Consider the following 22,691-nt stretch of genomic DNA (forward strand, 5'->3'; position numbering starts at 1 on the left):
GCCAGCAAACTGGGCGCCGGGTTGGGCGCCAACGGCGCGATTGGTCGCAAAAATCAGGGAACCACGCGGCCGTTGCAATCTCGCCTGCACTTGCCTTGTCACATCAAGGCTTGGCGATAGGCAATGCTCATCGTTAGCATGCGGCGCGTGCAACGCAGCCGTTGCAATCTCGCTGGACCGTCGCGGGTGACACAGATCAGCTGCTTCGCTGTTCGCCGCCGGCAGTGTGCACGTCATCGTTGCACGCTGCGCTGCCCTCGTGTGGCAAGGCCAAGGTGCCGATTTGCGGCTTGTACGCTGCATCCGCATCGCGCCGAGCAGCAACCGCCCGCCGCAGCGGCGATAAGCCCGAGCCTGCAGCTGGCTGCGCCTGGCAGCGGCATGGCTGCAATCTGGATTGCAGGCGATCCCAACGGCTCGGCCCGGCCACGATGATGGGCCGGTGCTGGCCGCGTTAAACTAGTCGCCAGTCCACTGCCCGGCCTCCCGATGCGCAATCCATTGCAAGAACAGCTGCTCAAGGCCGGCTTGGTGAAAAAAGCCCAGGTGGACAAGGTTGCGCGCGAACAGGTCAAACAGCGCCATGCCAAGGGCGCGGCGGTGCAGCCGGCGGCGACGGACAAGGTCGATGCGGCGCGCCTGCAGGCCGAGCGTGCCGAGCGCGATCGTGCGCTGGCCCAAGAGCGCAACGTGCAGGTGCGCCAGCAGGAAGTGCTCGCGCAGGTGCGGCAGATCGTGGAGACCAACAAGGTCAAGCGCGAAGGCGAGATCGACTACCGCTTCAACGACGGCAGCGTGATCCGCAGCGTGCTGGTCAACACGACGCTGCGCAGCCAGTTGGCCAGCGGCGCGCTGGTGATCGTGCGGTACGGTGATGGTTTCGAGCTGATTCCGCGCGCGGCCGCCGACAAGGTTTACAGCCGCGATGCCGATGCGGTGGTGCTGGACCACGGACGCAACAGCGCGCCGGCTGCGGCCGACAGCGATGACGAGTACTACAGCCAGTTCAAGGTGCCGGACGATTTGATCTGGTAGCGCCGGCGAACGGCCGCGTTGGGTGATTGCCGGACGGATCCCGCTCCGCCGCAGGCGCGCCATCGCTACGTGCTGCGTACCTGCATGCTGTCGGTGCATGTTCGGTGACTGTCGGGAACCAGGCCAGGCACTCGGGCCAGTCCGATCGCCGCGCGGTCGGCTGATGCTGATCAACGTAGTCGTGCGAACGCCTGCGCGCTACCCTGGCGCTCTTTGTCGCCGCATACCCCACTCATGTCGATCGTCCTGACCCAGTTCGCCCGCACCCGCTTGTTTCCGCGCGATGGGCGTCGCAATGCCATCCAGGACTGCACGCCGGAGCAGTTCATCCAGCGGCTCAACGACGAGGCGCCGCTACGCGTGATCGAGGGCTATGCGCCGTTTTGCCAATTGCATGTGCACTGCAACTGGACCTCGACCCGCTGCCTCACCATTCCCATTACCGAAGACAACCGGCACCTGCTGCGTTCCGGCTACGAGGCACGCAGCACGCAGGAATTGGCCGTGCTGGTGCGGTGGTTCGAAGGTGTCGAGCCACCGGTGGCTGCCTATCTGCTGCCCATCCTCTACAGCCGCGAGCAGTTGGCCAAGGAAGGCACGCCCATCGAGGCAGACTGGGGTGTGGTGGGTTGTCTGTACACCGCAGAGCCGGACGAGATTCCGATGGCACCGATCACCATGTTGCGCAATGCCCTGGGTGTGGAAGAGGGCGGCTCGGGCACGCCGCTGGACCGCGAGGCGTATCGGCGTAGCGTGGCGTTCTGGGAGCGCAATGCCAATTGGCGCGGGTGAGCGCGTCGTTGCGATCCGCGTTCTTGTCCGCCACTTAAATCGCGCATGGCGCGTGTAGTTGCCACATCCATCCTGACTGCCAATGCCGGGACGTGCGCCATGGCTGCGTGCTAGGTTGCCGCCCTGCGTGTAACGGATCGGAGAATCGCCATGTCGTTAGAAGTGCTTGGTGCTGGCCTAGGCCGAACCGGGACGCTGTCGCTGAAGTTCGCGCTGGAACATTTGGGATTTGGACCGTGTTATCACGCCACGGAGGTCGCCGCGAACATGCGTACGGCACTGCCGCTGTGGAATGCCGCCGAGCGCGGTGCCGCAGACTGGTCGACCATCTTCGCCGGCTACCGTTCGAGCACCGACCATCCTGGTTGCTATTACTGGCGGCAATTGATTGAGGTATATCCGCAGGCCAAGGTCGTCCTGACGGTGCGCGATCCCGACAGCTGGTTCGAGTCGGTGACCCAGACCATCCTGATGCCGGGCAGAAAGAGCACCTTCGTCGGCCCCGAAGGCGAAACATTCAGTACGTTCTTGAAGCAGCAGATGGGCGGGCGCAGTCAGGACCGCGCCTTCATGGTCGACTACTTCAATCGCTGGAATCAGGCGGTGATCGATACGGTGCCAGCCGAACGGCTGCTGGTATTTTCGGCTCGGCAAGGCTGGGCGCCACTATGCAGCTTCCTCGGCGTACCGCTGCCGCACAAGCCTTACCCACACTTGCACGCACGGCCGCGGCTGCGTTGGTTTACGCGCGGCTTGCGTCTGCCGGACGACGTTGCCGCACGCGAGCGACACGTGCGCGAATATCTGGAGTACCTGCGCGAAGATCTGTTCGGATAAACGCACATTGCGTGGCTTATTCTGCGACACATGCCCGATAATTTGATTTTAAAAATAAAGTACCAACCATAATGTTGATTGGCCATATGACTATTGCTAGCCTGAATAAGGCGAATGTCAGAGTTCGCCATTTCTGAAACTTCCAGAAGAGGTGCGCGTGATGAAAACTGCCAAAGCCATGCTGTCACTCGTGTTTTCGAAGATTCTAAAAATGTTTGGTCCGCGCAAGGTGGCGTATATCTACACGCAGTGACTGCAATGCCCGGGCAGGCTTTGCCGGATGGCCCGCATGCACGCGCATCGTCGGCGACGGCGATGCGCGCTGCCGCAGGTTACCGATGTGCTGCAAGTGCAGTGTGCGGATGTGCGGCAGACGTTATGCCGTCTTGCCGGGACTTGGAGCCAGGCGCGGATGCGGATCATGCGGTTGCGAAGTGTTCACTCGTGCATATCCGATGAGCCCGATGCGATGACAACCGACAGGACGCCGATGTGGGCATGCCCTCCAAGCAGCGCGAATATCCCAATCGCTTTTTCGACTCGACAGTCTGGAACGACTTCGCCTTTCGCGACGACGATGTCGTCATCGCCAGCTATGCCAAGGCAGGGACGACCTGGGTGCAGCAGATCGTCGCGCAACTGATCTTCGGCGGCGCCGAGGAGATCGAGGTCTCGCGGCTGTCGCCCTGGTTCGACTCGGTGTATCCGGACAAGGCCACCAAGCAGCGGCTGCTCGCCGAGCAACGCCATCGCCGCTTCGTGAAAACCCATCTGCCCGCCGATGCGCTGGTGCTATCCGAACGCGCCCGCTATCTCTACGTCGGCCGCGATGCGCGCGACATCGTCTGGAGCCTGTACGACCATCAGCGAGCAGTCAGCGCGGATGCACAGGCGCGTCTGGATGCGGAGCCCTCCAGCAACGGTAAATTGAAGGTCATGCCGCCGCCCACGTGCTCGGTGGAGGACTATTTCCAGAACTGGATGCGCGCCGATGGTGCGCCGCTGTGGCCGTTCTGGGAGGGGGTGCGTTCCTGGTGGGCGCTGCGCGATTACGACAACGTGCTGCTGGTGCATTACGCCGCGTTGCTGCATGACCTGCCTGCGCAAGTGCGGCGCATTGCCGCATTCCTGGATATCCCGCTGGATGCCCAGTGCTGCGAGCGCGTGCTGGCGCACTGCAGTCTGGACTACATGCGCGCGCACGCGGCGCGCTACGTTCCACAGGGCGCCGGTTTCTGGCGCGACGGCGGCCGAGCCTTCTTCAATCAAGGTCTCAATGGGCGGTGGCGTGACCGACTGGCACCGGCAGTCGATGCGGCCTATCGCCAGCGTGTTGTCGCCGAGCTTGGCACCGAGTGCGCGCATTGGCTCGCCACCGGCGATGTTGCGTCGGCGGCGCATGCGACGACCGGGATGGTTGCTTAGGGTGGCCAGCGACTCTTTCGCGGAGAGGGGCATGGATGCATCGTCGGCGCACGCCTACGATCAGGTGTCGCAATACTACGATCGCCTGAGGGACCACTGGGCCGCTGCCAGTGCAGCGCAGTGTGCGCAGGCATTGGCGGCACTGGTCGGCAGTGGCACGGCGCTGGAGTTGGGGATCGGCACCGGCCGTATCGCGCTGCCGCTGGCGGCTGGCGGCGCGGCGGTCTGCGGCATCGACAACTCGCCTGGCATGTTGGACATGCTGCGTGCCAAGCCCGGTGCAGAGCGACTGACCCTGGTCTGCGCCGATTTTGTCGATGTCCCGGTCGCCGGGCCGTTCGACCTGATCTATTCGGTGTATTCGCTCGGCTATCTGTTGACGCAGGACGACCAATTGCGTTGCCTGCGCGCGGTGCGCGAGCGCCTGGCAACGTCCGGCGTGTTCGTCCTGCAGACGATGGTGCCGCAGGCGGAGACCTTGCTGGCGGACGGCAAAGTGAGGTCGTTGGAGGCGCCGGCCCTGGACGAGGGCGAGGTGCCGGTGATGCTGATGTGCTCCAGCGCCGATCCGGCCCGGCAGCTGATCCAGCAGCGCATCGTGATGATCGGTGAGTCGGCGACCCGCGTCTTCAACGATCGCTATCGCTACCTCTGGCCTTCCGAGTTGGATCTGATGGCACGGATCGCCGGCTTGCGCTTGCGGGCCAGATGGGGCGATTGGAGCGGGCAGCCCTACACTGCGCGCAGCCGTAGCCAGATCTCCGTGTATGAGCCTGCTGCGATGGATACGGACGAGGCGAGCGCACGCGGCTGACAGTCCCATCGGCGAAGATCGGTCAATAGCGGCTGCAGCAAATGTCGGCGTGTCGTGGCCCTGGCCGCCGCGCGGTCTGTCACCTTCGGCCGACCACAGCGCAGGCGACAACGCGTAGTGCAACGCGTGCGCAGATTCAGCTTCGACGTCGTGCCGATCATGGCCTTGAAGCACAACGGGCGCCTTGCGGCGCCCGTTGATTGACACTGTCGAGGATGGGCGAACATGCGCCCACGTCTCAGTAGCGGTAATGATCCGGCTTGAACGGGCCTTCCACCGGCACGCCGAGGTAATCGGCCTGGTCCTTGGTGAGGGTGGTCAGCTTCACGCCGATCTTTTCCAGGTGCAGACGCGCAACTTCTTCATCCAGGTGCTTGGGCAGGATGTAGACCTTCTTCTCGTAGGTGTCGCGCTTTTCCCACAGGTCGATCTGAGCCAGGGTCTGGTTGGCGAACGAGTTGGACATCACGAAGCTCGGGTGGCCGGTGGCGCAGCCCAGGTTCACTAGGCGGCCATCGGCCAGCAGGAAGATCGCGTTGCCATTGGGGAACACGTACTTGTCCACCTGCGGCTTGATGTTGATCTTCTGCACGTCCTTCAGCGCCTTGAGCGCATCGACCTGGATCTCGTTGTCGAAGTGGCCGATGTTGCAGACGATGGCCTGGTCCTTCATCGCCTGCAGGTGCTCGACGGTGATGATGTCCTTGTTGCCGGTGGTGGTGACATAGATGTCGGCACGGCCCAGGGTAGATTCGATGGTGTTGACTTCGAAGCCTTCCATCGACGCCTGCAATGCGCAGATCGGGTCGATTTCGGTGACGATCACGCGGGCGCCATAGGCGCGCAGCGAGGCGGCGCTGCCCTTGCCGACATCGCCGTAGCCGCAGACCACGGCAACCTTGCCGGCCAGCATCACGTCCATCGCGCGCTTGAGGCCATCGGCCAGCGACTCGCGGCAGCCGTAGAGGTTGTCGAACTTGCTCTTGGTGACCGAGTCGTTGACGTTGATGGCCGGGATCAGCAGCTTGCCGGCTTCGGCGATCTGGTACAGGCGGTGCACGCCGGTGGTGGTTTCCTCGGAGACGCCCTTCCAGTCCTTGACCACGCGGCCCCAGTAGCCCGGGCGCTCGACGGCCACGCGCTTGAGCAACGCCTTGATGACGCCCTCTTCGTGCGAGGAGGCCGGCTCGTCCACCCAGGTGCTGCCGTTCTCGAGCTCATAGCCCTTGTGGATCAGCAGGGTGACGTCGCCACCGTCGTCCACCACCAGCTCCGGGCCGGTGAGGGTGCCGTCGGGCAGGGTGAAGGTCAGCGCGTCCAGGGTGCAGTCCCAGTACTCTTCCAGCGTCTCGCCCTTCCAGGCGAACACGGGGGTGCCGGTCGCGGCGATCGCAGCGGCGGCGTGGTCCTGGGTGGAGAAGATGTTGCACGAGGCCCAGCGCACGTCGGCGCCGATGTCCTTGAGCGTTTCGATCAGCACGGCGGTCTGGATCGTCATGTGCAGCGAGCCGGTGATGCGGACGTCCTTCAGCGGCTTGGCCTGCGCATGCTTGCGGCGGATCGACATCAGGCCCGGCATTTCGTGCTCGGCGATGTCCAGCTCCTTGCGGCCCCAATCGGCCAGGGAGATGTCGGCAATCTTGTAGTCGGTGTGCGGGGTGATCTTTGTGACAGCGTTCATGCAATGGCTCCGGTAGGCAAACGAATGTCTGCAATGCCGGGCGCCGTTGAACGGTAACTGCTGGTCGAGCCTGGCCGTGTACCTGCACCTGTGGTGCAGTGAGCGGATCAGTCCGCTCTACCGGTCGCAGCGCCCCTCGACGAGAGTGCCCGATTATATCGGCAGCACCCTCGCGCGGCATGAATTGCGGCCGACCCCCTACCAACGGCAGGGGAGCGGCCGACAGGCGGCTGCTATGGTCCGGAGTCGATCATCAGCGGGGACGGACGATGCGTGCGAAACGGCATGCGCAAGGCTGGCGGCAGCACACATGGGCGTTGGCAGGGGTGCTGGCATTGAGCGCACCGGTGATGGCCGGGACGGCTCGCCCGGCAGCGACCAACGCGGCAGTCGCTCCACCAGGCCCTGCGCCAGGCAGCAGTTACCAACTGCCGTCCAAGGCACTGCAGGCGGTGGTGGATGCCCCGCGTGCGCCGCTGCTGCAGCTCTCGCCCAGGCGCGATCTGGCCGCGATGCTGCAAATGCCCGCACTGCCGGACATCGCCGAGGTGGCCCAGCCGGAGCTGAAGCTGGCCGGCCTGCGCATCCATCCGAAGACCTTTGCGGCCAGCCGCTTTTCGTTCGCCAGCAAGCTGTGGCTGCTGTCGGTGGCCGACGGCAGCGAGCGGCAGATCGCCGGGTTGCCCTCCCCGTTGTCGCTGGCCGATCTGAGCTGGTCGCCCGACCAACGCCATCTGGCGTTCCGCCGCGAAGATGCCGCCAGCGGCGCCAACGAACTGTGGCTGGTGGACGTGGCGGCCGGGCAGGCGCGGCGGCTGGTGGCCGGCTTGAACACCAGTGTCAACGACGACTTGCGTTGGTTGCCCGATGGCAGTGGTTTGCTGTTGCAGCAACAGGTTGCAGGACAGGGCGCACCGCCGACCCGCGACGCGACCCCGACCGGCCCGGCGACCCAGCAGACCAGTGCGGCTGCCGGGGTGCGCTCGCTGCCCACGTATCAGGACCTGCTACGCAACGAAGCCGATGCGCGCGTGTTCGAGTACTACGCCACCGGCCAGCCGATCATCGTCACGGTGGCCGGGCAGGTGCGCCCGATCGCCACGCCGGGCATCTATCTCAACCTGTCGGTGTCGCCGGATGGCCGGTACATCCTGAGCGAACGCAGCGAGCGGCCGTTTTCGTATCTGGTGCCGGTGGACAACTTCCCGCGCCGCATCGAGGTGCTGGACCTGCAGGGCAAACCGGTGCGTCAGATCGCGCAGCTGCCATTGGTGGAAGGTCTGCCGACCGGAAACGATGCGGTGCCGACCGGCGTGCGCGACATCGCCTGGCGGCACGATGCACCGGCCACGCTGGTGTGGGCCGAAGCGCAGGACGGTGGCGACCCGGCACGCGAGAGCAAGGTCCGCGACGCGGTGCGGATGCAGGCCGCGCCGTTCAACCGCGCGCCGGTCACGCTGGCGCAATTGGGCAGCCGATTCGAAGGCATCCAGTGGGGCCGCGGCGATCTGGCGATCTTGAGCGAAAGCTGGTGGAAGACCCGCCGCACCAAGCAATGGCGTATCGCACCGGATCAACCGCAACGCGCGCCCGAACTGTTGTGGGACCGCTCCTCGCAGGACCGCTACAAGGACCCGGGCACGCCGGCGACGGTGGCCGACGGCAAGGGCCGCCCGCTGCTGCAGACCAGCAGCGATGGCAACAGCCTGTTCCTGTTCGGCAAAGGTGCTTCGCCGGAGGGCGACCGCCCGTTCGTCGATCGATTCGATCTGCGCAGCAAGCAGGCCACGCGGCTGTTCCATTCGCAGGCGCCGACCTATTCGGCGCCGCTGGCCTTGCTGGACGCGCAGGCCACGCAACTGCTGCTCAGCCGCGAATCGCCGGAAGAACCGGCCAACTATGTCGTGCAGTCGTTGGGCGATGGCGCCGCGGCGCGCGCGTTGACGCACTTCGCGCACCCGCTGCCGCAATTGCGCGGCGTGCAGAAGGAGCAGATCCGCTACAAGCGTGCCGACGGCGTGGACCTCACCGCCACGCTCTTGCTGCCGCCCGGTTACGACCCCAAGCGCGACGGGCCACGGCCGTTGCTGATGTGGGCCTACCCGGGCGAATTCAAAAGCGCCGACACCGCCAGCCAGGTCACCGATTCGCCGTACCGTTTCAACGCGATCAGCTACTGGGGGCCGCAGGCGTTTCTGGCGATCGGCTATGTGGTGCTCAACAACCCGAGCATGCCGATCGTGGGCGAAGGCGATGCCGAACCCAACGACACCTATGTGCCGCAGCTGATCGCCGATGCGCAGGCCGCGGTGGACGAAGTGGTGCGGCGTGGCGTCACCGACCGCGAGCACATCGCCATCGGCGGGCATTCCTACGGTGCCTTCATGACCGCCAACCTGCTCGCACACACGCGCTTGTTCAAGGCCGGCATCGCACGCAGCGGCGCCTACAACCGCACGCTCACCCCGTTCGGTTTCCAGGCCGAAGAGCGCAATTACTGGCAGGCGCAATCGGTGTACCAGGCGATGTCGCCATTCAATTACGCCGACAAGATCAAGGACCCGCTGCTGCTGATCCACGGCCAGGACGACAACAATACCGGCACCTTCCCGATCCAGAGCGAGCGCATGTTCGCCGCGATCAAGGGCCTGGGTGGCACGGCGCGCCTGGTGATGTTGCCCAACGAATCGCATGCTTACCGCGCGCGGCAATCGATCATGCAGATGCTGGCCGAGAGCGAGCAGTGGTTGAAGACCAATGTCGGCGAGCCGGTAAAGGAGACCGGCGCTATGCGCACGCGTTGATCGGTGGTGCGCTGGCACGGTAGGAGCGCGCTCGCGCGCGATGCGCCGTTACCGATGAAGCTTCGTCGCGCCCGGATGCGCTCCTACAGCGGATGAGGATGTGGCTGATGTGCTGCCGGCAACGGCTGCCGAGCCGTATAGATGGGTGCCGCGATCACCTGTAGGAGCGGGCCTGCCCGCGATGGGGCATTACCGGTAACGCCCCATCGCGCGCGAGCGCGCCACGACGAGATTCATCGCCACGTGCGCCAGCACACGATGGTTGGTGTTGAAACCGTCGTGCCGGTCGCGATCATCTAATCCTTTTGGGTTAGTCTTCGACGACTTTGCGCTTGAAGAGGGTGTGCGTTTCCGATGAACGAGTACCGCAGCAGTCTTGTGTTCGCTACCCCCGATCTTCCCTTGCGCGACGATGTGCGTCGGCTCGGCGCACTGGTGGGTGATCTGCTCGCCGAGCAGGTGTCTGCGGAATTCCTCGATGAAATCGAACGCGTGCGCACCACCGCCATCTCGCGGCGCGAAAGCGATGCCCCACCTTCCACGCTGAGCGAACAACTCACCGGTCGGCAGCCGCGTGACGCCGAAGCGTTGGTCCGGGCGTTCAGCACCTATTTCCAGGTGGTCAACATCGCCGAGCGCGTGCACCGCATCCGCCGCCGCCGCGAATACCAGCGCAGCGGCACCGATACGCCGCAGCCCGATGGCCTGCATGACGCATTGCGCCGCCTCAAGGCGCAGGGCGTGACCCTGGACGAACTCAGCCAATGGTTGCCGCGCATCGATGTGGAGCCGGTGTTCACCGCGCATCCCACCGAGGCGGTGCGGCGCGCGCTGCTGGAAAAAGAACAGCTGATGGTCGCCAGCCTGGTCGACAACCTGGACGGCATGCGCACGCCCAACGAACGCGCCAGCGACGCCGCGCGCTTCCGCATGGCCCTGACCGCGTCGTGGCAGACCGCCGATTCCTCGCCGGTGCGCCCCACCGTGGACGACGAGCGCGAGCACGTGGGCTTCTACCTCACCCAGGTGCTCTATCGCGTGATCCCGGTGATGTACGAAACGCTCGAACACGCCATCGAAGAAACCTACGGCAGCGTGCCGGCATTGCCGCGTTTGCTGCGCTTCGGCACCTGGGTGGGCGGCGACATGGACGGCAATCCCAATGTGGATGCCAAGACCATCGCCGGGACGCTGGACGCGCAGCGGCGCGCGGTGCTGGACCGCTATCAGAAAGAACTCTGGCAGTTGGCCAGCCTGCTCAGTCAATCGACCACGCTGGTGCAGGTGAGCGCCGAACTCACCGCACAGCTGGAGCGCTACCGCGCGCTGCTCCCCGATGCTGCCGCGCGTTCGCGCCCGCGCCATGGCGACATGCCGTACCGCCTGCTCAACGACCTGATGCGCGCGCGCCTGCAGGCCACACTGGACGATGCCGAGGGCGCTTACAGCGCACCTTCGGAGCTCGAGCACGACCTGCAATTGATCCTGGACAGCCTGCAGGCCAACAAGGGCCTGCATGCCGGGTGGTTCGCGGTGCGGCGTCTGCTGTGGCGCGTGCGCAGCTTCGGTTTCCATCTGGCGCGGCTGGACGTGCGCCAGGAATCGAGCGTGCATGCGCGCGCGGTGGCCGATGCCCTGGGCCAGACCGACTGGGATGCGCAGGACGCCACCCAGCGCGCTGCCGTGCTCGGCCCGTATGCCGCAGGGCAGGAACCTTTGCCGCGCGTGGACGATGAAGGCAATGCACGGTTGGATGCGGTATTCGCCGCGCTTGCCGATGCGCGCACCCGCCATGGCGCCGATGCATTGGGCAGCTACATCATCTCGATGGCGCATAACCGCGCCGACGTGTTGACCGTGCTGGCACTGGCCCGGCGTGGCGGCCTGGTCGACGATGCCGGCGCGGTGCCGCTGGATATCGTGCCGCTGTTCGAAACCGTGGACGATCTGCGCGGCGGCACCGGCACCGTGCAGGACCTACTGGCCGACCCGGTGTATCGCCAGCATCTGGCCGCGCGCGGCGATACGCAGATGGTGATGCTGGGCTATTCGGACAGCGGCAAGGACGGTGGCATCGCCGCCTCGCGCTGGGGCCTGCAACGCGCGCAGGTCGAGCTGCTGGAAGCGGCCGCCGAATTGGGCGTGCGGCTGACCTTCTTCCACGGCCGTGGCGGCTCGATCGCGCGCGGCGGCGGCAAGACCAGCCGCGCGCTGGATGCCGCACCGCGCGGCAGCGTGGATGGCCGCCTGCGCGTCACCGAGCAGGGCGAGGTGATCCACCGCAAGTACGGCATCCGCGCTCTAGCGTTGCGCTCGCTGGAGCAGATGACCGGCGCGGTGCTGCTCTCGAGCCTGCGCCCGCGTGCGCCCGAGCCGCGCGAGGCGCATTGGCGCCCGGTGATGGACCTGGTGGCCGAACGCAGCACGGTTGCGTATCGCGCCTTCGTCGGCGCGCCGGAGTTCATGCAGTACTTCCGCCTGGCCACGCCGATCGATGTGATCGAGCGCATGACGCTGGGCTCGCGTCCGTCGCGGCGGCTGGGCCAGGACGCGGCCTTGTCCAACCTGCGTGCGATTCCCTGGGTGTTTGCGTGGAGCCAGGCGCGTGCGGTGATTCCCGGCTGGTACGGCGTGGGCAGCGGCCTGCAGGCGGCGGTGGATGCCGGGCATGAAGACACCTTGCGCGAAATGGCGCAGGACTGGCCGTTCTTCCGCACCTTTCTGGACGACATCGCCATGGTGTTGTCCAAGGGCGACCTGAATATCGCCGAGTTGTTCTCGCGCTTGTCCGGCGACCTGCACACGCGGTTTTTCCCGCTGATTCGCGACGAACTTGCCTTGACCAAGGCCTGGGTGAAGGCGCTGCTGCAACAACAGTCGCTGTTGCAGCACGACCCGCGGCTGGCGTTGTCGATCCGTCTGCGCAATCCCTATATCGACCCGATCAGCGTGCTGCAGGTGGATCTGCTGCAACGCTGGCGCGCCACCGATGGCGAAGACGAAGCGCTGCTGCGTGCGCTGGTGGCCTGCGTCAATGGCGTCTCGCAGGGCGTGCAGAACACCGGCTGATTGCATGGCCGGCTGCAGGGGCGGATAGGCAACAGACCACCGCAAGCCAACGGCACACACGCCGTTGGTCGGGGAGCGTGCACAAACGGCAAGCGGACTCTGGCGTAACCGGACAAATCTGTCCGATAATGCCGGCATGATGACCTCCCGCCCCGATGCCGCGCTGCGCCGCCGGCAGATTCTCGATGCCGCCGACGAGGTGTTCAGCGAACACGGCGTCAATGCCCCGCTGGAGCTGGTGGTGGAGCGCGCCGGTCTGGGGCGCGCCACGCTGTATCGCAATTTCCCCGACCGGCTGGCACTGATGACTGCATTGATGGCGCGTGGCCTGGATGGGCTGGAGCGCCTTGCCGCCGACCTCGCCGACCGTCCGGATGGCCTGGCGGTGCTGCTGCACGATGTCGCCGAGCACATCGCCCAGTCTTCGCCGCTGGTGGATTTCTGGCGCTCGATCGAACGCGCGCATCCGGCGGTGGAGGCGGCAGATCGGCGGGCGGTCGGCATCTTCCTGCCGTTCGTCCATCGCGCCCGCGACGCCGGGCTGTGCCGCGCCGATGTCGACGAGGAACAGGTGCTGTTGGTGATCGACATGCTGGGCAGCTGTCTGCGCGGCAACGATGAGGCCGAACGCAAGCGGCTTGCGCATCGCTCGGCCGATCTGTTGATGCATGCGCTGGGCATGCGGGTACCCGAAGGCGGCACGCGATGACACCGGCCACACGCGCCCGCATCGGTCGCTGGGCCCTGCGCACTGCGCTGGTGCTGGCCGCCGGATGGGGCGGCCTGGCGATCTACTACGCACTGGCTGGCAACGCCCTCGTACGCGCCGGGTGGGTGGCCTCGTGGTGCGCGATGGCGGTGGCAGCGTTGTGGGGGGTACGTCGTGGCCGCGAGAACTGGGCCCTGGTGGGCATCTTCAGCGCCGCGTTCGTGGTGCTGGCGGTGTCGTGGTGGCTGATGCAGCCCAGCCAGGACCGCGACTGGGCCGACGATGTCGCCCAGCGTCTGCAGCCGCAGGTGCACGGCGACATCGTCACCCTGCACAACGTGCGCAACTTCGATTGGCGCAGCGAGACCGACTATGTGCCGCGTTGGGAGACGCGCCAATACGATCTGAACCGCCTGGTCAGCGCAGATCTTGCGCTCTCGTACTGGATGGGCCCGGCGATCGCGCACACGCTGGTGTCGTTCGGCTTCGACGATGGTTCGCACGTGGTGTTCTCGCTGGAAATCCGCAAGGAACGTGGCGAAGCGTTTTCCGCGTTGGGCGGATTCTTTCGCAGTTTCGAAGAAACCCTGGTCGCCGCCGACGAACGCGACATCCTGCGCGTGCGCACCAACGTGCGTGGCGAAGACATGTACCTGTATCGCCTGGCGATTCCCAAGGCCGGGCTGCGCCGCATGTTCATGGGATATGTGGAACTGGCCAACGAACTCGATCGCAAGCCGGCGTTCTACAACACGCTTACCAGCAACTGCACCACCATTGTGTTCGCGCTGGTGCGGCAACTGCAGCCCACACTGCCGCTGGATCATCGCCTGCTGCTGTCCGGCTATGTCGACCAATACGCCTACGACCATCACGGCCTGATGCCCGGTTATCCCTTCGCCACCTTGAAGCAGCGCGGGCATTTCACCGCGCGTGCGATCGCCGCCGACAAGGCCGCGGATTTTTCTGCGCGCATCCGTGCCGGCATGCCGCTGGCGCCGGCGCCAGGCGCAACCGCGACCACGCCGCGATGAGGCCGCGCATGCACCGAGCGCGTGCCGCTGCATTCCTGGCGGGAGTGCTGGCAACTATGTGGTTGAGCGGCTGCGCCATGGTGACGGTGCAGTCGCGCAACAGCGGCGACTACATCGCGCAAACGCGTGGCGATGTGCTGAGCACCGGTGAATTGAGTCAGTCCGGCAGCGAAACCTTGCAGGTTGCCGGCCTGCAACCCAAGGCCTGCCGCGCTGCGCCGCTGCCGTGCCTGCAGCAGCTCACCAGCGAGGCCGGTATCGGCGATGAGCGGCGCTTGGCCACGCAGGCAGAACTGTGGACCGCGCGCGCCATCGCGCTGAGCGGGCGCAACCCCACCACGATGAGCGATGCCGCGGTGGAGGCCTGGTTGGAGGCCGCGCGGCATGCGTATGCGTACCTGTTCTTCACCGCGCGTGCGCCCAGTGCGCGGGCGTTCGAGAATCGCCAGTCGCAGGTGCGCGATTACTACAATTACGCCGTGCAGCAGGTGGTGGAGCGCCTGTTCGCACGATCGCAGCAAGCCGGCGAAACCACTCCGGCATCCACCACGGTCGGGCGCTGGCAGCTCGACGTCGATCTGTCCGCCTACCGGCTGCCGGGCGACGGCAATACGCCACGTGCGATCTTCGCCGCCTCGGCGCTGCGCTTCAATGGCCTGCGCAGCACCTACCGGCGCGATGGATTCGGCGCCGAGCTGGTCGCGGAAGTGGACCCGCAAGTGGTTGGCGACCCCGCCGGGCTGGCATTGCAGCAGGCCGTCGCGGCGGGTGCGGCGCCCGATCGCCCGTTGCCGACGTTCAGCGAAATGCCGTACGCGCCGGCAACGATCTTGCTGCGTTTCGAGGGCGAGACGCTTGCTGAGGTGTTGCGCAGCCACCTGGTCACCTTGGTGCCGTACGACCCGTATCGCCAGAACGAAGTGGTGCTGCATGGCCAACGCGTGCCGCTGGCAGGCAACTTCACTGCTGCGTATGGATTGTGGCTGGCCAAATCCGGATTTGCGGAGCAGTCGCTGCGGTCGATGCTGGGCAGCGCACGCGGTATCGATCGTCCGCACCTGTATCTGATGCAGCCCTATGATCCCAACCGACGCGTGCTGCTGATGCTGCACGGTCTGGCCAGCAGCCCGGAGGCCTGGGTCAACGTGGCCAATGAAGTGATGGGTGATGAAACGCTGCGCCAGCGCTACCAGATCTGGCAGGTGTATTACCCGACCAACGCGCCGATGGCGATCAACCGTGCGGAAATCCAGTCGCTGGTGGAACGCAGCCTGCAGCACTTCGATCCGTCCGGCAGTGCGATCGCGTCGCACGACATGGTGTTGGTCGGGCACAGCATGGGCGGGGTGATCGGGCGGCTGCTGGTGTCGTCCTCTGGCGAGCAATTGTGGGATTCCCTGCTGCAGAACTACCGGCTGGACGGCGAACGCGGCGCGCGCATCCGCGCCAAATTGTGGCCGTTGCTGCACTTTTCGCCGATGCCGCAAGTGGACCGCGCCATCTTCATCGCCGCGCCGCATCGCGGTACGCCGTTGGCCGAGGGCGGGCTGGGGCGGTTTGTGAGCAAGCTGGTCCGTTTGCCGGGCGCGTTGCTGGATCGCTTCGGCGATGTGATGCAGGACCTGGCCAACAGCGAACGCGACGATCCGGGCGGCGCTCCCCGCCGCAAGGGCCGCGCGTTGGTGCCCACCAGCATCGACAACCTGCGCGACACCGATCCGTTCGTGCGTGCCACGATGGATCTGCCGATCTCTCCAAACGTGCAGTACCACACCATCATCGGGCGCGAGAAACCGCAGGTGCCGCTGGCCGATTCCGACGACGGCCTGGTGCCGTATCGCAGCGCGCATCTGGACGGCGCGGCCTCGGAGCTGGTGGTGACCTCCTGGCACAGCGTGCAGGAAACGCCGCAGGCCATTCTGGAAATTCGTCGCATCCTGCATGTGCAGTTGCAGGCAGAGCAGCAGGCCTCGCACGCGCCGGATCGCTAGCCTGCCGGTGGGGCGGCTGCCGTTTCGCGTGCTCCACTGGCGGCACCGGCATGCAGCGTGAAAGCTGCCGGTCTTAGCGCCATGTTGACCGCGACCGTGCTATCAGGCGGGTCTCGTACAGGCTCGAACAGGGAAGAGGCGATGCGCAAGGTGTCGGCGATGTTGTGGGTACCGGTGTTGTTGGTCGGATGCGGGCGTGGCGAAGCTCCAAAGGATGCAACCACTGCTGCCGGTGCCACGGGTGCTGCGCCGATGCAGCCTGCAGGCACCTCCAACGCTGCAGCGGCCGTCGACCAGGCCGCACCGGAATTTCCGGCCATCCCCACCATCGTGGTGCCGGAGATCGTCGGCGTCACTCCCGCGCAACGTGCACTGGAAGCATCGCTGCAGGACATTCTCGACCCGATCCAAGGCGTCAGCGTCGCCCCGGCACGCTGCGGCGATGGCGGTGCCCTGATCACCGATGCCGGCATCACCAGCGTCGACGCCAACGGCAACCTGTTGCGCAATGGCGAGGGCGGTCTGTTCGATCTCAAGGCCGACGGCAGTGGCACCGCCAACTTCGAGGGCGGGCTGGTCAACGTCAATGCCGACGGCAGCGGTACCATCAATGCGATCGGCGAAGGCGGGTCCGGTGGGGCGCTCATCGATGTGCAGTCCGATGGTGGCGGCACCTACAACGGCCCGGCCGGCTTGATCAGTCTGGACGGCAAGGGCGCCGGAACCTGGAACAGCGAAAAAAGCGGGCTTGTCGACAATCGCGGCGATGGCAGCGGCACCTGGAACGGGCCACGCGGGCTGGTCACCATCAACGCCGATGGCTCGGGCACCTGGAACGGTCCCGATGGCCTGGTGCAGAACCACGGCGACGGCACCGGCACGGTCGGTACGCCGCCGCGCGAAGTGCGCATGCCGCCACTACCGAAAGTGCCGCCAGCAGGCCGCTTCCCGCCGCTGCAAAAGTTCGCACCGCCCGGCGCACCCTGCGGTTACCTGATCACCTTGAACGACCGCATCCTGTTCGACTTCGATAAGTCCGACATCCGCCCCGACGCGGCGCGCGTGCTCGACACCCTGGGCGCCGCACTGACCAAGGTCACGGCAAAAGACATGCAGGTGCGCGGGCACACCGATGCCAAGGGCAGCGACGATTACAACCAGGCGCTGTCCGAGCGACGCGCCAATGCCGTGCTGGCAGCGTTGCGCGCCCGTGGTGCCGCGCAGTCGGCCAATGCGCAGGGCTATGGCGAATCGCAGCCGGTGGCGCCCAATACTCTCAACGGCCAGGACAATCCGGGCGGGCGGCAGCTCAATCGACGGGTGGAGATCTTCCTGCGTACCTGACGCAGGCGTGACGGTAGGGGAGAGCGCTTGACCGCGCGCTGGTGCGGACTGCCTTGCATGCCACCGCAATGCGCGTCGATCGCAGGCTGGCGGGCGGCCGAAGGCAGCCGGCCACACCTGCCGTTGGCGCGTGCGCAACCGTCAGATGATTGAGGTGTGTGTCTGCGCCACCACCTAGACCCGTGCATCCAGGGTCCAGGCATCGCCTCGCCGGCGCGCATGCCCTGCTGTCGGTGGATGCATGCGCCAGGCAGGCAGCGCACAGCGTCGACAATGTTTGCCTCCATACGGCAATGACTGTGCCGACTTGCGCATGCGTTGCGCGCATTTGTCATGTTCGCAACCACGGTCACCAAACTGACATACCGCATCACCACCATGCGCGGCGCCTGCTTGCAGGTGTGATGCAGTTCCGCCTGCGCGGGCTGCCTCGCTTCCCCACATTCGCGGCGGCGCAGCCTTGGCGCGTGTCCATGGCGCGCTGCTGCATTCATCGGATTGGATCATGATCGTTCGTTGCTCGCTGTTGCGTCCTTCGCGGTTGTCGCAGGCGCTGTGTTTGTCGTTGTGCGCCCTGTGCGGCCATGCCGCGGCCCAGGAGACGCAGGCCACCACGCCCGCACAGGGCGACATGGCCACGCTGGACAAGGTCACTGTCGCTGCCACGCGCTATAACGCGACCGACATGCAGATGGCCGCCACCAATACCGTCAACGTGTTGTCGGCCGACGATCTCAAGACCACTGCCGTGCACAACGTCGCCGAAGCGCTGGGCCTGATGCCGGGCGTCAACGTGATCAATACCGGGCAATCGTATTTCGGCGGCATCGACGGCGCCGCGCGCGGCGAAGGCATGTTTTCATCGGTGCGCGGCCTCAATGCCGAATACAACGTCAACCTGATCAACGGCATCAACGTCGCGCAAGGCATGCCGTACAGCCGCGGCGTGCAATTGAGCCTGCTGCCGCCGTCGGGCCTGCAGACCATCGTGTTGAACAAGACCTCCACCGCCGACATGGACGGTGATGCGATCGGCGGCACCATTGATTACCGCACGCCCAGCGCATTCGATTCGCCCGATCGCCAGGGCGGCAGCGTGACCTTGAGTGGACGCCTGGAAAGCCGTGCACGCGACTACGGCGATTCCGGGCTGGGCAGCGGCGCAGCCGGCGATTGGCATGCGCGTTTCGGCGATGCCGGGCAGTTCGGTGTGTCGGTCAGTGCGTATTACGACGAGCGCCATTTCGTGAACAGCGAAGTGGCCTCTGCCTCGGCTGCACGCAACGATGGCGCATGGAAATTTGCACGTGCCGACGCCAGCGGCAATCTGGCCGCAGGCGCCGACCCGCAAGAGGTCCTGCAGAGCACCGGCATCAATATCGGCTACTCGCAGGGGCAGACCCGACGCTACGGCGGCAACGCGGCCTTCGACTGGCGTGTGGATCCCAGTTTGCATCTGTATGCACGCATGACCTACGCCTTTGCCAAGACCGAGCAGAACACCGGCTACACGCAGTTCGTGCCGGCCAATGTCAGCTTCACGCAAATCGGCAGCAGCGGCGTGTATCAGCCGCAGATCAACCGCGTTGCAGTGCGTTACTGGTACGAAACCAACCCGGAAGAGGCCGACCTTGCCACCGTGCAGTTCGGCGCAGAAAAGCAGCTCGGCCATTGGACGTTCGCGCCCAACATCTTCTACGGCACCGGCAATAACGACCGGCCGGATCACGTGGAAATCTCCGCGCGCAACGACCAGTACAGTTCGACCAACTTTGCCTATGGCGCCAACCGTTTCATCAGCTACGACGGCGACGGTTTCCCGGTTCCCTTGCTCACCCCGGCCATGCAGGCGCAGGCCTCGGACGTGGGTAGCCTGTATGCACGGCGCACCGGGCAGATTTCCAAGCAATACAGCGGCCAGGACAAGGGCGGCGGCAAGTTCGACGTGGCCTATGACTTCGATGCGGGGCTGCTCAGCCGCATTGCCTTTGGCGTGAAGTATGTCGACAGCTCGCGCAGCTTCACCGATCGCGATTGGACCAATGCCAAGTACACCGACGGCACCTTGTTGCGCGATACCGGCCTGATCGCGCAGCGCTATGATGCGGTCTATCCAGGCCAATACGCGTTTCCCACCGTGCGCCTGAGCAATGCAGCGCTCAACGACCTGATCGCACGCACGCTCACCCCTGCCAGTTTCGACAGTTGCGGCCAGTTGGCCATCAACAATCTCAACTGCAACACCATGCGCGCAACCGAAGCGGTGAGCGCTGCCTATGCAATGGCCACCTTGCGCACCGGCAACTGGGAAATCCTGCCGGGCGTGCGCTTCGAACATACCGCCATCACCAACACGTTCTGGGCGCAGCCGGCCGCCATCAACGGTGCCGAGCAGGTCGGCGCATTCGCCAACAACCACACGCGCTACAACGTCGCCTTGCCCAGCGTGTTCGTCAATTACCGGCCCGATGGCGATGGCGCGGTGTATCGCGGCTCGGTGTGGACCAGCTACACGCGCCCGGCCTTCGTGCAGCTGGGCGGCGGCCGCTCCACCGACATCTCCAGCGATGGCCAGACCACCATCACCGAAGGCAACCCGGATCTGAAACCGATCAAGTCGCTCAACGTAGACCTGTCGGGCGAATGGCAGAACGACAGCGGCGGCCACGCCATGCTGGCCGGCTATTACAAGCGCCTCACCGATTACATCTATGAAAGCGGTTCGAATGCCGCCAATGCCGGCGAAAGCGAAAGCGGCAATATCCGCTTCGTGCGTCCTCAAAACGGTGGCGACGGTCGCGTGCTGGGCATGGAAGCGGCCGTGCGGCAAACCTTCCAGGGCCTGCCCGCTCCGCTGGACGGCTTCGGCATCGGTGCCAACATCACCCGCCAGACCACGCGCGTGGACCTGGGAGAAGAAGGCTTCGCACACGAACGTATCCAGAACGCGCCGAACCTGCTCGCCAATGCGGAGCTGTTCTACGAAAAGGGGCCGTGGTCGGTCAACCTGAGCTATCACTACTCCGGCGAATACGTGTCGGTGTACGACTATCTCAACCAGGGCGCAAATTGGGACAACCTGTGGATCAAGCCGATCACCCGCGTGGACCTGCATCTGGGCTATGCACCGAACGATCACCTGCGCGTGGATCTGTCGGTGGCCAACCTCACCAAACAGCACAGCTACTGGGCGCACGTTGGCCATGACACCGATGCGATTTCCGACATCGTCGATTCCGGTATGACCAGCCTGTTGACCGCCAAGTATGTGTTCTGATCGCGCACGATTCGCATCCGACGACCTTCCAGGTGCGCAGCAGGATGCAGATGTCATGACGGACGCGATGCATAGCGCAGGCCGTGCACGCGCCTGCGGTGGAACGGAGCAGTGGGCATTGCAACGCGCGCCGTCGGCCAGCGGTGGGGAGCCGCGATGGGCCGCCCGCGTTGTCGCGAGCGCAGGTGCCGCGATGGGGATCGCGGCACCTGCGCGGCAGGCCAGGCGCAGGCAGTGCGTCGGCATTGCACCGAGGTCTGGCACGCCCCGTAGTACGCCAGTGGCAACCGGCAGCGTGCTGTGCCTGGTACTGACGGCTGCGCTGGCGTTGGGCGGCTGCACCACGTCGATCCCGAGCGTGTCCACCGCGCGCGGCTCCACAGCGCACGGTGGCGATCAAGCGACAGGCACCGCCGGCAAACAGGTGGGCACCGGAGCGCCGCCATCGACGCAGGCCGCGCAACTGGAGCGCGTGGTGGTGGTGTTCCGGCATGGCGTGCGCGCACCGCTGCAAGGCGAGGCCGCCGCCGCGCACTATGCCGACCAACCCTGGCCGCAATGGTCCACGCCCGCCAGCCTGCTCACTCCGCATGGTCGCCAAGGCGTGCGCTTGAGTGGCGAGTACCTGCGTCAGTGGCTGGTGCAGCAGGCGTTGTTGCCGAGCAACGGTTGCCCGGTAACCGGCAGTGTGTCGGTGTGGGCCAATACCGATCAACGCACCATCGATAGCGGCGCACTGCTGGCCGACGCGCTTACACCCGGCTGCGGCATTCTTGCCGGGCATCGGGAGGCTGGCAGCAACGATCCGCTGTTTCGACCGATCGAGGCCGGCACGGTGCCGTTCGATGCGGCGGCAGCGGTCGCATCGATCCAGCAACAGACCGGAGGCCCTGCCGCCTTGCTGCAAGGCCATGCTGCCGAGCTGCAGGCATTGCAGCAGATTCTGGGCTGCACGCGGACGCCGTGCGAGTTCGCGCAGATGCCTTCGACGCTGGCGCCGTCGGCCAACGGGCGCGGGCTCAAGTTAGGTGGGCCAATTGACCTGACCTCCGGCACCGGCGAGGTGTTGCTGCTGCAATACGCAGAAGGCCTGCCGCTGTCGCAGGTCGGTTGGGGCCGTGCGACGCCCGAGCGCCTGGCCCAGGTCTCACGCCTGCATGCATTGCTGTTCGATATTTACGCACGGCCGCACTACATGGCCTCGCGTTCTGGCGCACCGCTGGCGCGCGAGGTCTTGCAACGCTTCGGTGACGCGCAGGCGCCGAAGGTCTCGGTGTTCGTCGGCAGTGACACGCATATCGCCGCGTTGAGCAGTTTGCTGGGCGTGCACTTTCATCTGCCCGGCTACGGCGCCGACGATCCACCGCCGGGCGGCGCGTTGGTGCTCGGCCTTTGGCGCGAGAGCGACGGCCGCCAGCTCGTGCGCGCCCGTTACCTGGCGCAATCGCTGGATCAACTGCGCACGCTGGTACCGCTGGATCTGGCCCATCCGCCGCTGCAGCAGGAACTATCGCTGGGCTTGTGCGCTCCGGAGCAACGCATGGCCTGCCCATTGGCGGATTTTGCGATGGCGCTCGAACAGCAGTTACAGCTCGATCGGTAGCAACAGGTTCGCGACCGCTGTTCTGCGGTGGTCCACATGGCATGTGGCTTCGCCCCGTACCCTCACCCCAACCCCTCTCCCGCGGGGAGAGGGGCTTGAGCGGCGGCGGCGTCGTTGTCCCTTCTCCCGCAAGGCGGGAGAAGGTGCCCCGTAGGGGCAGATGAGGATGCGTGCGCAGCCACGTGCTATGGGCAAATGAGTGGCTTCGCCCCGTGCCCTCACCCCAACCCTCTCCCGCGGAGAGAGGGGCTTGGGCGGCGGTTGGCGTCGTTGTCC

General features: G+C 65.6%; 14 protein-coding genes, 1 pseudogene and 1 riboswitch. Of the genes and pseudogenes, 13 read left to right on the forward strand and 2 right to left on the reverse strand.

Annotated elements, in window-relative coordinates; all coding sequences use genetic code 11:
- The first annotated feature begins 489 nt into the window (after positions 1-489).
- From J7396_RS15465 to J7396_RS15485, 5 genes are all read left to right on the forward strand, one after another.
- Positions 490-1,035 carry a DUF2058 domain-containing protein gene (locus J7396_RS15465; protein ID WP_039417995.1) on the forward strand — a complete coding sequence of 182 codons (546 nt, stop codon included), beginning with the start codon at positions 490-492 and terminating at the stop codon, positions 1,033-1,035.
- 234 nt (positions 1,036-1,269) lie between these two features.
- Positions 1,270-1,827: a DUF3228 family protein gene (locus J7396_RS15470; protein ID WP_209261694.1), complete on the forward strand. Its 558-nt coding sequence runs from the start codon at positions 1,270-1,272 to the stop codon at positions 1,825-1,827.
- 150 nt (positions 1,828-1,977) lie between these two features.
- On the forward strand, positions 1,978-2,664 hold the full coding sequence (locus J7396_RS15475; RefSeq protein ID WP_005910850.1) for a sulfotransferase family protein: 687 nt from the start codon (positions 1,978-1,980) through the stop codon (positions 2,662-2,664).
- Positions 2,665-3,156: 492 nt separating this feature from the next.
- On the forward strand, positions 3,157-4,089 hold the full coding sequence (locus J7396_RS15480) for a sulfotransferase domain-containing protein (RefSeq protein WP_029818694.1): 933 nt from the start codon (positions 3,157-3,159) through the stop codon (positions 4,087-4,089).
- Positions 4,090-4,120: 31 nt separating this feature from the next.
- Positions 4,121-4,903, forward strand: coding sequence for a class I SAM-dependent methyltransferase (locus J7396_RS15485; RefSeq protein ID WP_031421133.1), 783 nt, complete (start codon positions 4,121-4,123; stop codon positions 4,901-4,903).
- Positions 4,904-5,141: 238 nt separating this feature from the next.
- Here J7396_RS15485 and ahcY read toward each other — a convergent pair whose 3' ends face one another.
- The gene (gene ahcY / locus J7396_RS15490) at positions 5,142-6,584 is read right to left on the reverse strand and encodes an adenosylhomocysteinase (protein WP_005910841.1); all 1,443 of its coding nucleotides are present in this window, start codon (positions 6,582-6,584) and stop codon (positions 5,142-5,144) included.
- Between the two features lie 31 nt (positions 6,585-6,615).
- Positions 6,616-6,728, reverse strand: a riboswitch (S-adenosyl-L-homocysteine riboswitch).
- Between the two features lie 125 nt (positions 6,729-6,853).
- On the opposite strand from ahcY, the gene J7396_RS15495 reads away from it, so the two are divergent.
- The 6 genes from J7396_RS15495 (at position 6,854) to J7396_RS15520 (ending at position 17,535) form a co-directional block, all read left to right on the forward strand.
- Positions 6,854-9,388 carry a prolyl oligopeptidase family serine peptidase gene (locus J7396_RS15495; RefSeq protein ID WP_244669681.1) on the forward strand — a complete coding sequence of 845 codons (2,535 nt, stop codon included), beginning with the start codon at positions 6,854-6,856 and terminating at the stop codon, positions 9,386-9,388.
- Between the two features lie 354 nt (positions 9,389-9,742).
- Positions 9,743-12,457 carry a phosphoenolpyruvate carboxylase gene (gene ppc, locus J7396_RS15500; RefSeq protein WP_011346444.1) on the forward strand — a complete coding sequence of 905 codons (2,715 nt, stop codon included), beginning with the start codon at positions 9,743-9,745 and terminating at the stop codon, positions 12,455-12,457.
- Positions 12,458-12,593: 136 nt separating this feature from the next.
- Positions 12,594-13,166: a TetR/AcrR family transcriptional regulator gene (locus tag J7396_RS15505; RefSeq protein ID WP_008573539.1), complete on the forward strand. Its 573-nt coding sequence runs from the start codon at positions 12,594-12,596 to the stop codon at positions 13,164-13,166.
- A complete protein-coding gene (locus J7396_RS15510) occupies positions 13,163-14,200 on the forward strand; it encodes a DUF4105 domain-containing protein (RefSeq protein ID WP_209261695.1) in 1,038 nt (345 codons plus the stop codon). Before J7396_RS15505 ends, J7396_RS15510 begins: the two co-directional genes overlap by 4 nt.
- Positions 14,197-16,191, forward strand: coding sequence for an alpha/beta hydrolase (locus J7396_RS15515; RefSeq protein WP_209261696.1), 1,995 nt, complete (start codon positions 14,197-14,199; stop codon positions 16,189-16,191). Before J7396_RS15510 ends, J7396_RS15515 begins: the two co-directional genes overlap by 4 nt.
- Before the next feature lie 81 nt (positions 16,192-16,272).
- Positions 16,273-17,535 carry an OmpA family protein gene (locus J7396_RS15520; protein WP_169306480.1) on the forward strand — a complete coding sequence of 421 codons (1,263 nt, stop codon included), beginning with the start codon at positions 16,273-16,275 and terminating at the stop codon, positions 17,533-17,535.
- A gap of 174 nt (positions 17,536-17,709) precedes the next feature.
- On the opposite strand, the pseudogene J7396_RS15525 reads toward J7396_RS15520, so the two are convergent.
- Positions 17,710-18,042: pseudogene (locus J7396_RS15525) on the reverse strand (hypothetical protein).
- On the opposite strand from J7396_RS15525, the gene J7396_RS15530 reads away from it, so the two are divergent.
- A complete protein-coding gene (locus J7396_RS15530; RefSeq protein WP_209261697.1) occupies positions 18,041-20,812 on the forward strand; it encodes a TonB-dependent receptor in 2,772 nt (923 codons plus the stop codon). The pseudogene J7396_RS15525 and the gene J7396_RS15530 overlap by 2 nt on opposite strands.
- Positions 20,802-22,415, forward strand: a complete 1,614-nt coding sequence (locus J7396_RS15535; protein ID WP_209261698.1) for a histidine-type phosphatase — start codon at positions 20,802-20,804, stop codon at positions 22,413-22,415. Before J7396_RS15530 ends, J7396_RS15535 begins: the two co-directional genes overlap by 11 nt.
- The last annotated feature ends 276 nt before the right edge of the window (positions 22,416-22,691 follow it).

This window comes from Xanthomonas sp. A1809 (assembly GCF_017746015.1).
GTDB classification, from domain to species: domain Bacteria; phylum Pseudomonadota; class Gammaproteobacteria; order Xanthomonadales; family Xanthomonadaceae; genus Xanthomonas; species Xanthomonas euvesicatoria.

What these genes read in the sequence shown, in the direction of transcription:
- J7396_RS15465 (WP_039417995.1), top strand. Translation starts at nt 490, where the DNA reads ATGCGCAATCCATTGCAAGAACAGCTGCTCAAGGCCGGCTTGGTGAAA.
- J7396_RS15470 (WP_209261694.1), top strand. Translation starts at nt 1,270, where the DNA reads ATGTCGATCGTCCTGACCCAGTTCGCCCGCACCCGCTTGTTTCCGCGC.
- J7396_RS15475 (WP_005910850.1), top strand. Translation starts at nt 1,978, where the DNA reads ATGTCGTTAGAAGTGCTTGGTGCTGGCCTAGGCCGAACCGGGACGCTG.
- J7396_RS15485 (WP_031421133.1), top strand. Translation starts at nt 4,121, where the DNA reads ATGGATGCATCGTCGGCGCACGCCTACGATCAGGTGTCGCAATACTAC.
- ahcY (WP_005910841.1), bottom strand. Translation starts at nt 6,584, where the DNA reads ATGAACGCTGTCACAAAGATCACCCCGCACACCGACTACAAGATTGCC.
- J7396_RS15495 (WP_244669681.1), top strand. Translation starts at nt 6,854, where the DNA reads ATGCGTGCGAAACGGCATGCGCAAGGCTGGCGGCAGCACACATGGGCG.
- ppc (WP_011346444.1), top strand. Translation starts at nt 9,743, where the DNA reads ATGAACGAGTACCGCAGCAGTCTTGTGTTCGCTACCCCCGATCTTCCC.
- J7396_RS15505 (WP_008573539.1), top strand. Translation starts at nt 12,594, where the DNA reads ATGATGACCTCCCGCCCCGATGCCGCGCTGCGCCGCCGGCAGATTCTC.
- J7396_RS15510 (WP_209261695.1), top strand. Translation starts at nt 13,163, where the DNA reads ATGACACCGGCCACACGCGCCCGCATCGGTCGCTGGGCCCTGCGCACT.
- J7396_RS15515 (WP_209261696.1), top strand. Translation starts at nt 14,197, where the DNA reads ATGAGGCCGCGCATGCACCGAGCGCGTGCCGCTGCATTCCTGGCGGGA.
- J7396_RS15520 (WP_169306480.1), top strand. Translation starts at nt 16,273, where the DNA reads ATGTTGACCGCGACCGTGCTATCAGGCGGGTCTCGTACAGGCTCGAAC.
- J7396_RS15530 (WP_209261697.1), top strand. Translation starts at nt 18,041, where the DNA reads ATGATCGTTCGTTGCTCGCTGTTGCGTCCTTCGCGGTTGTCGCAGGCG.
- J7396_RS15535 (WP_209261698.1), top strand. Translation starts at nt 20,802, where the DNA reads ATGTGTTCTGATCGCGCACGATTCGCATCCGACGACCTTCCAGGTGCG.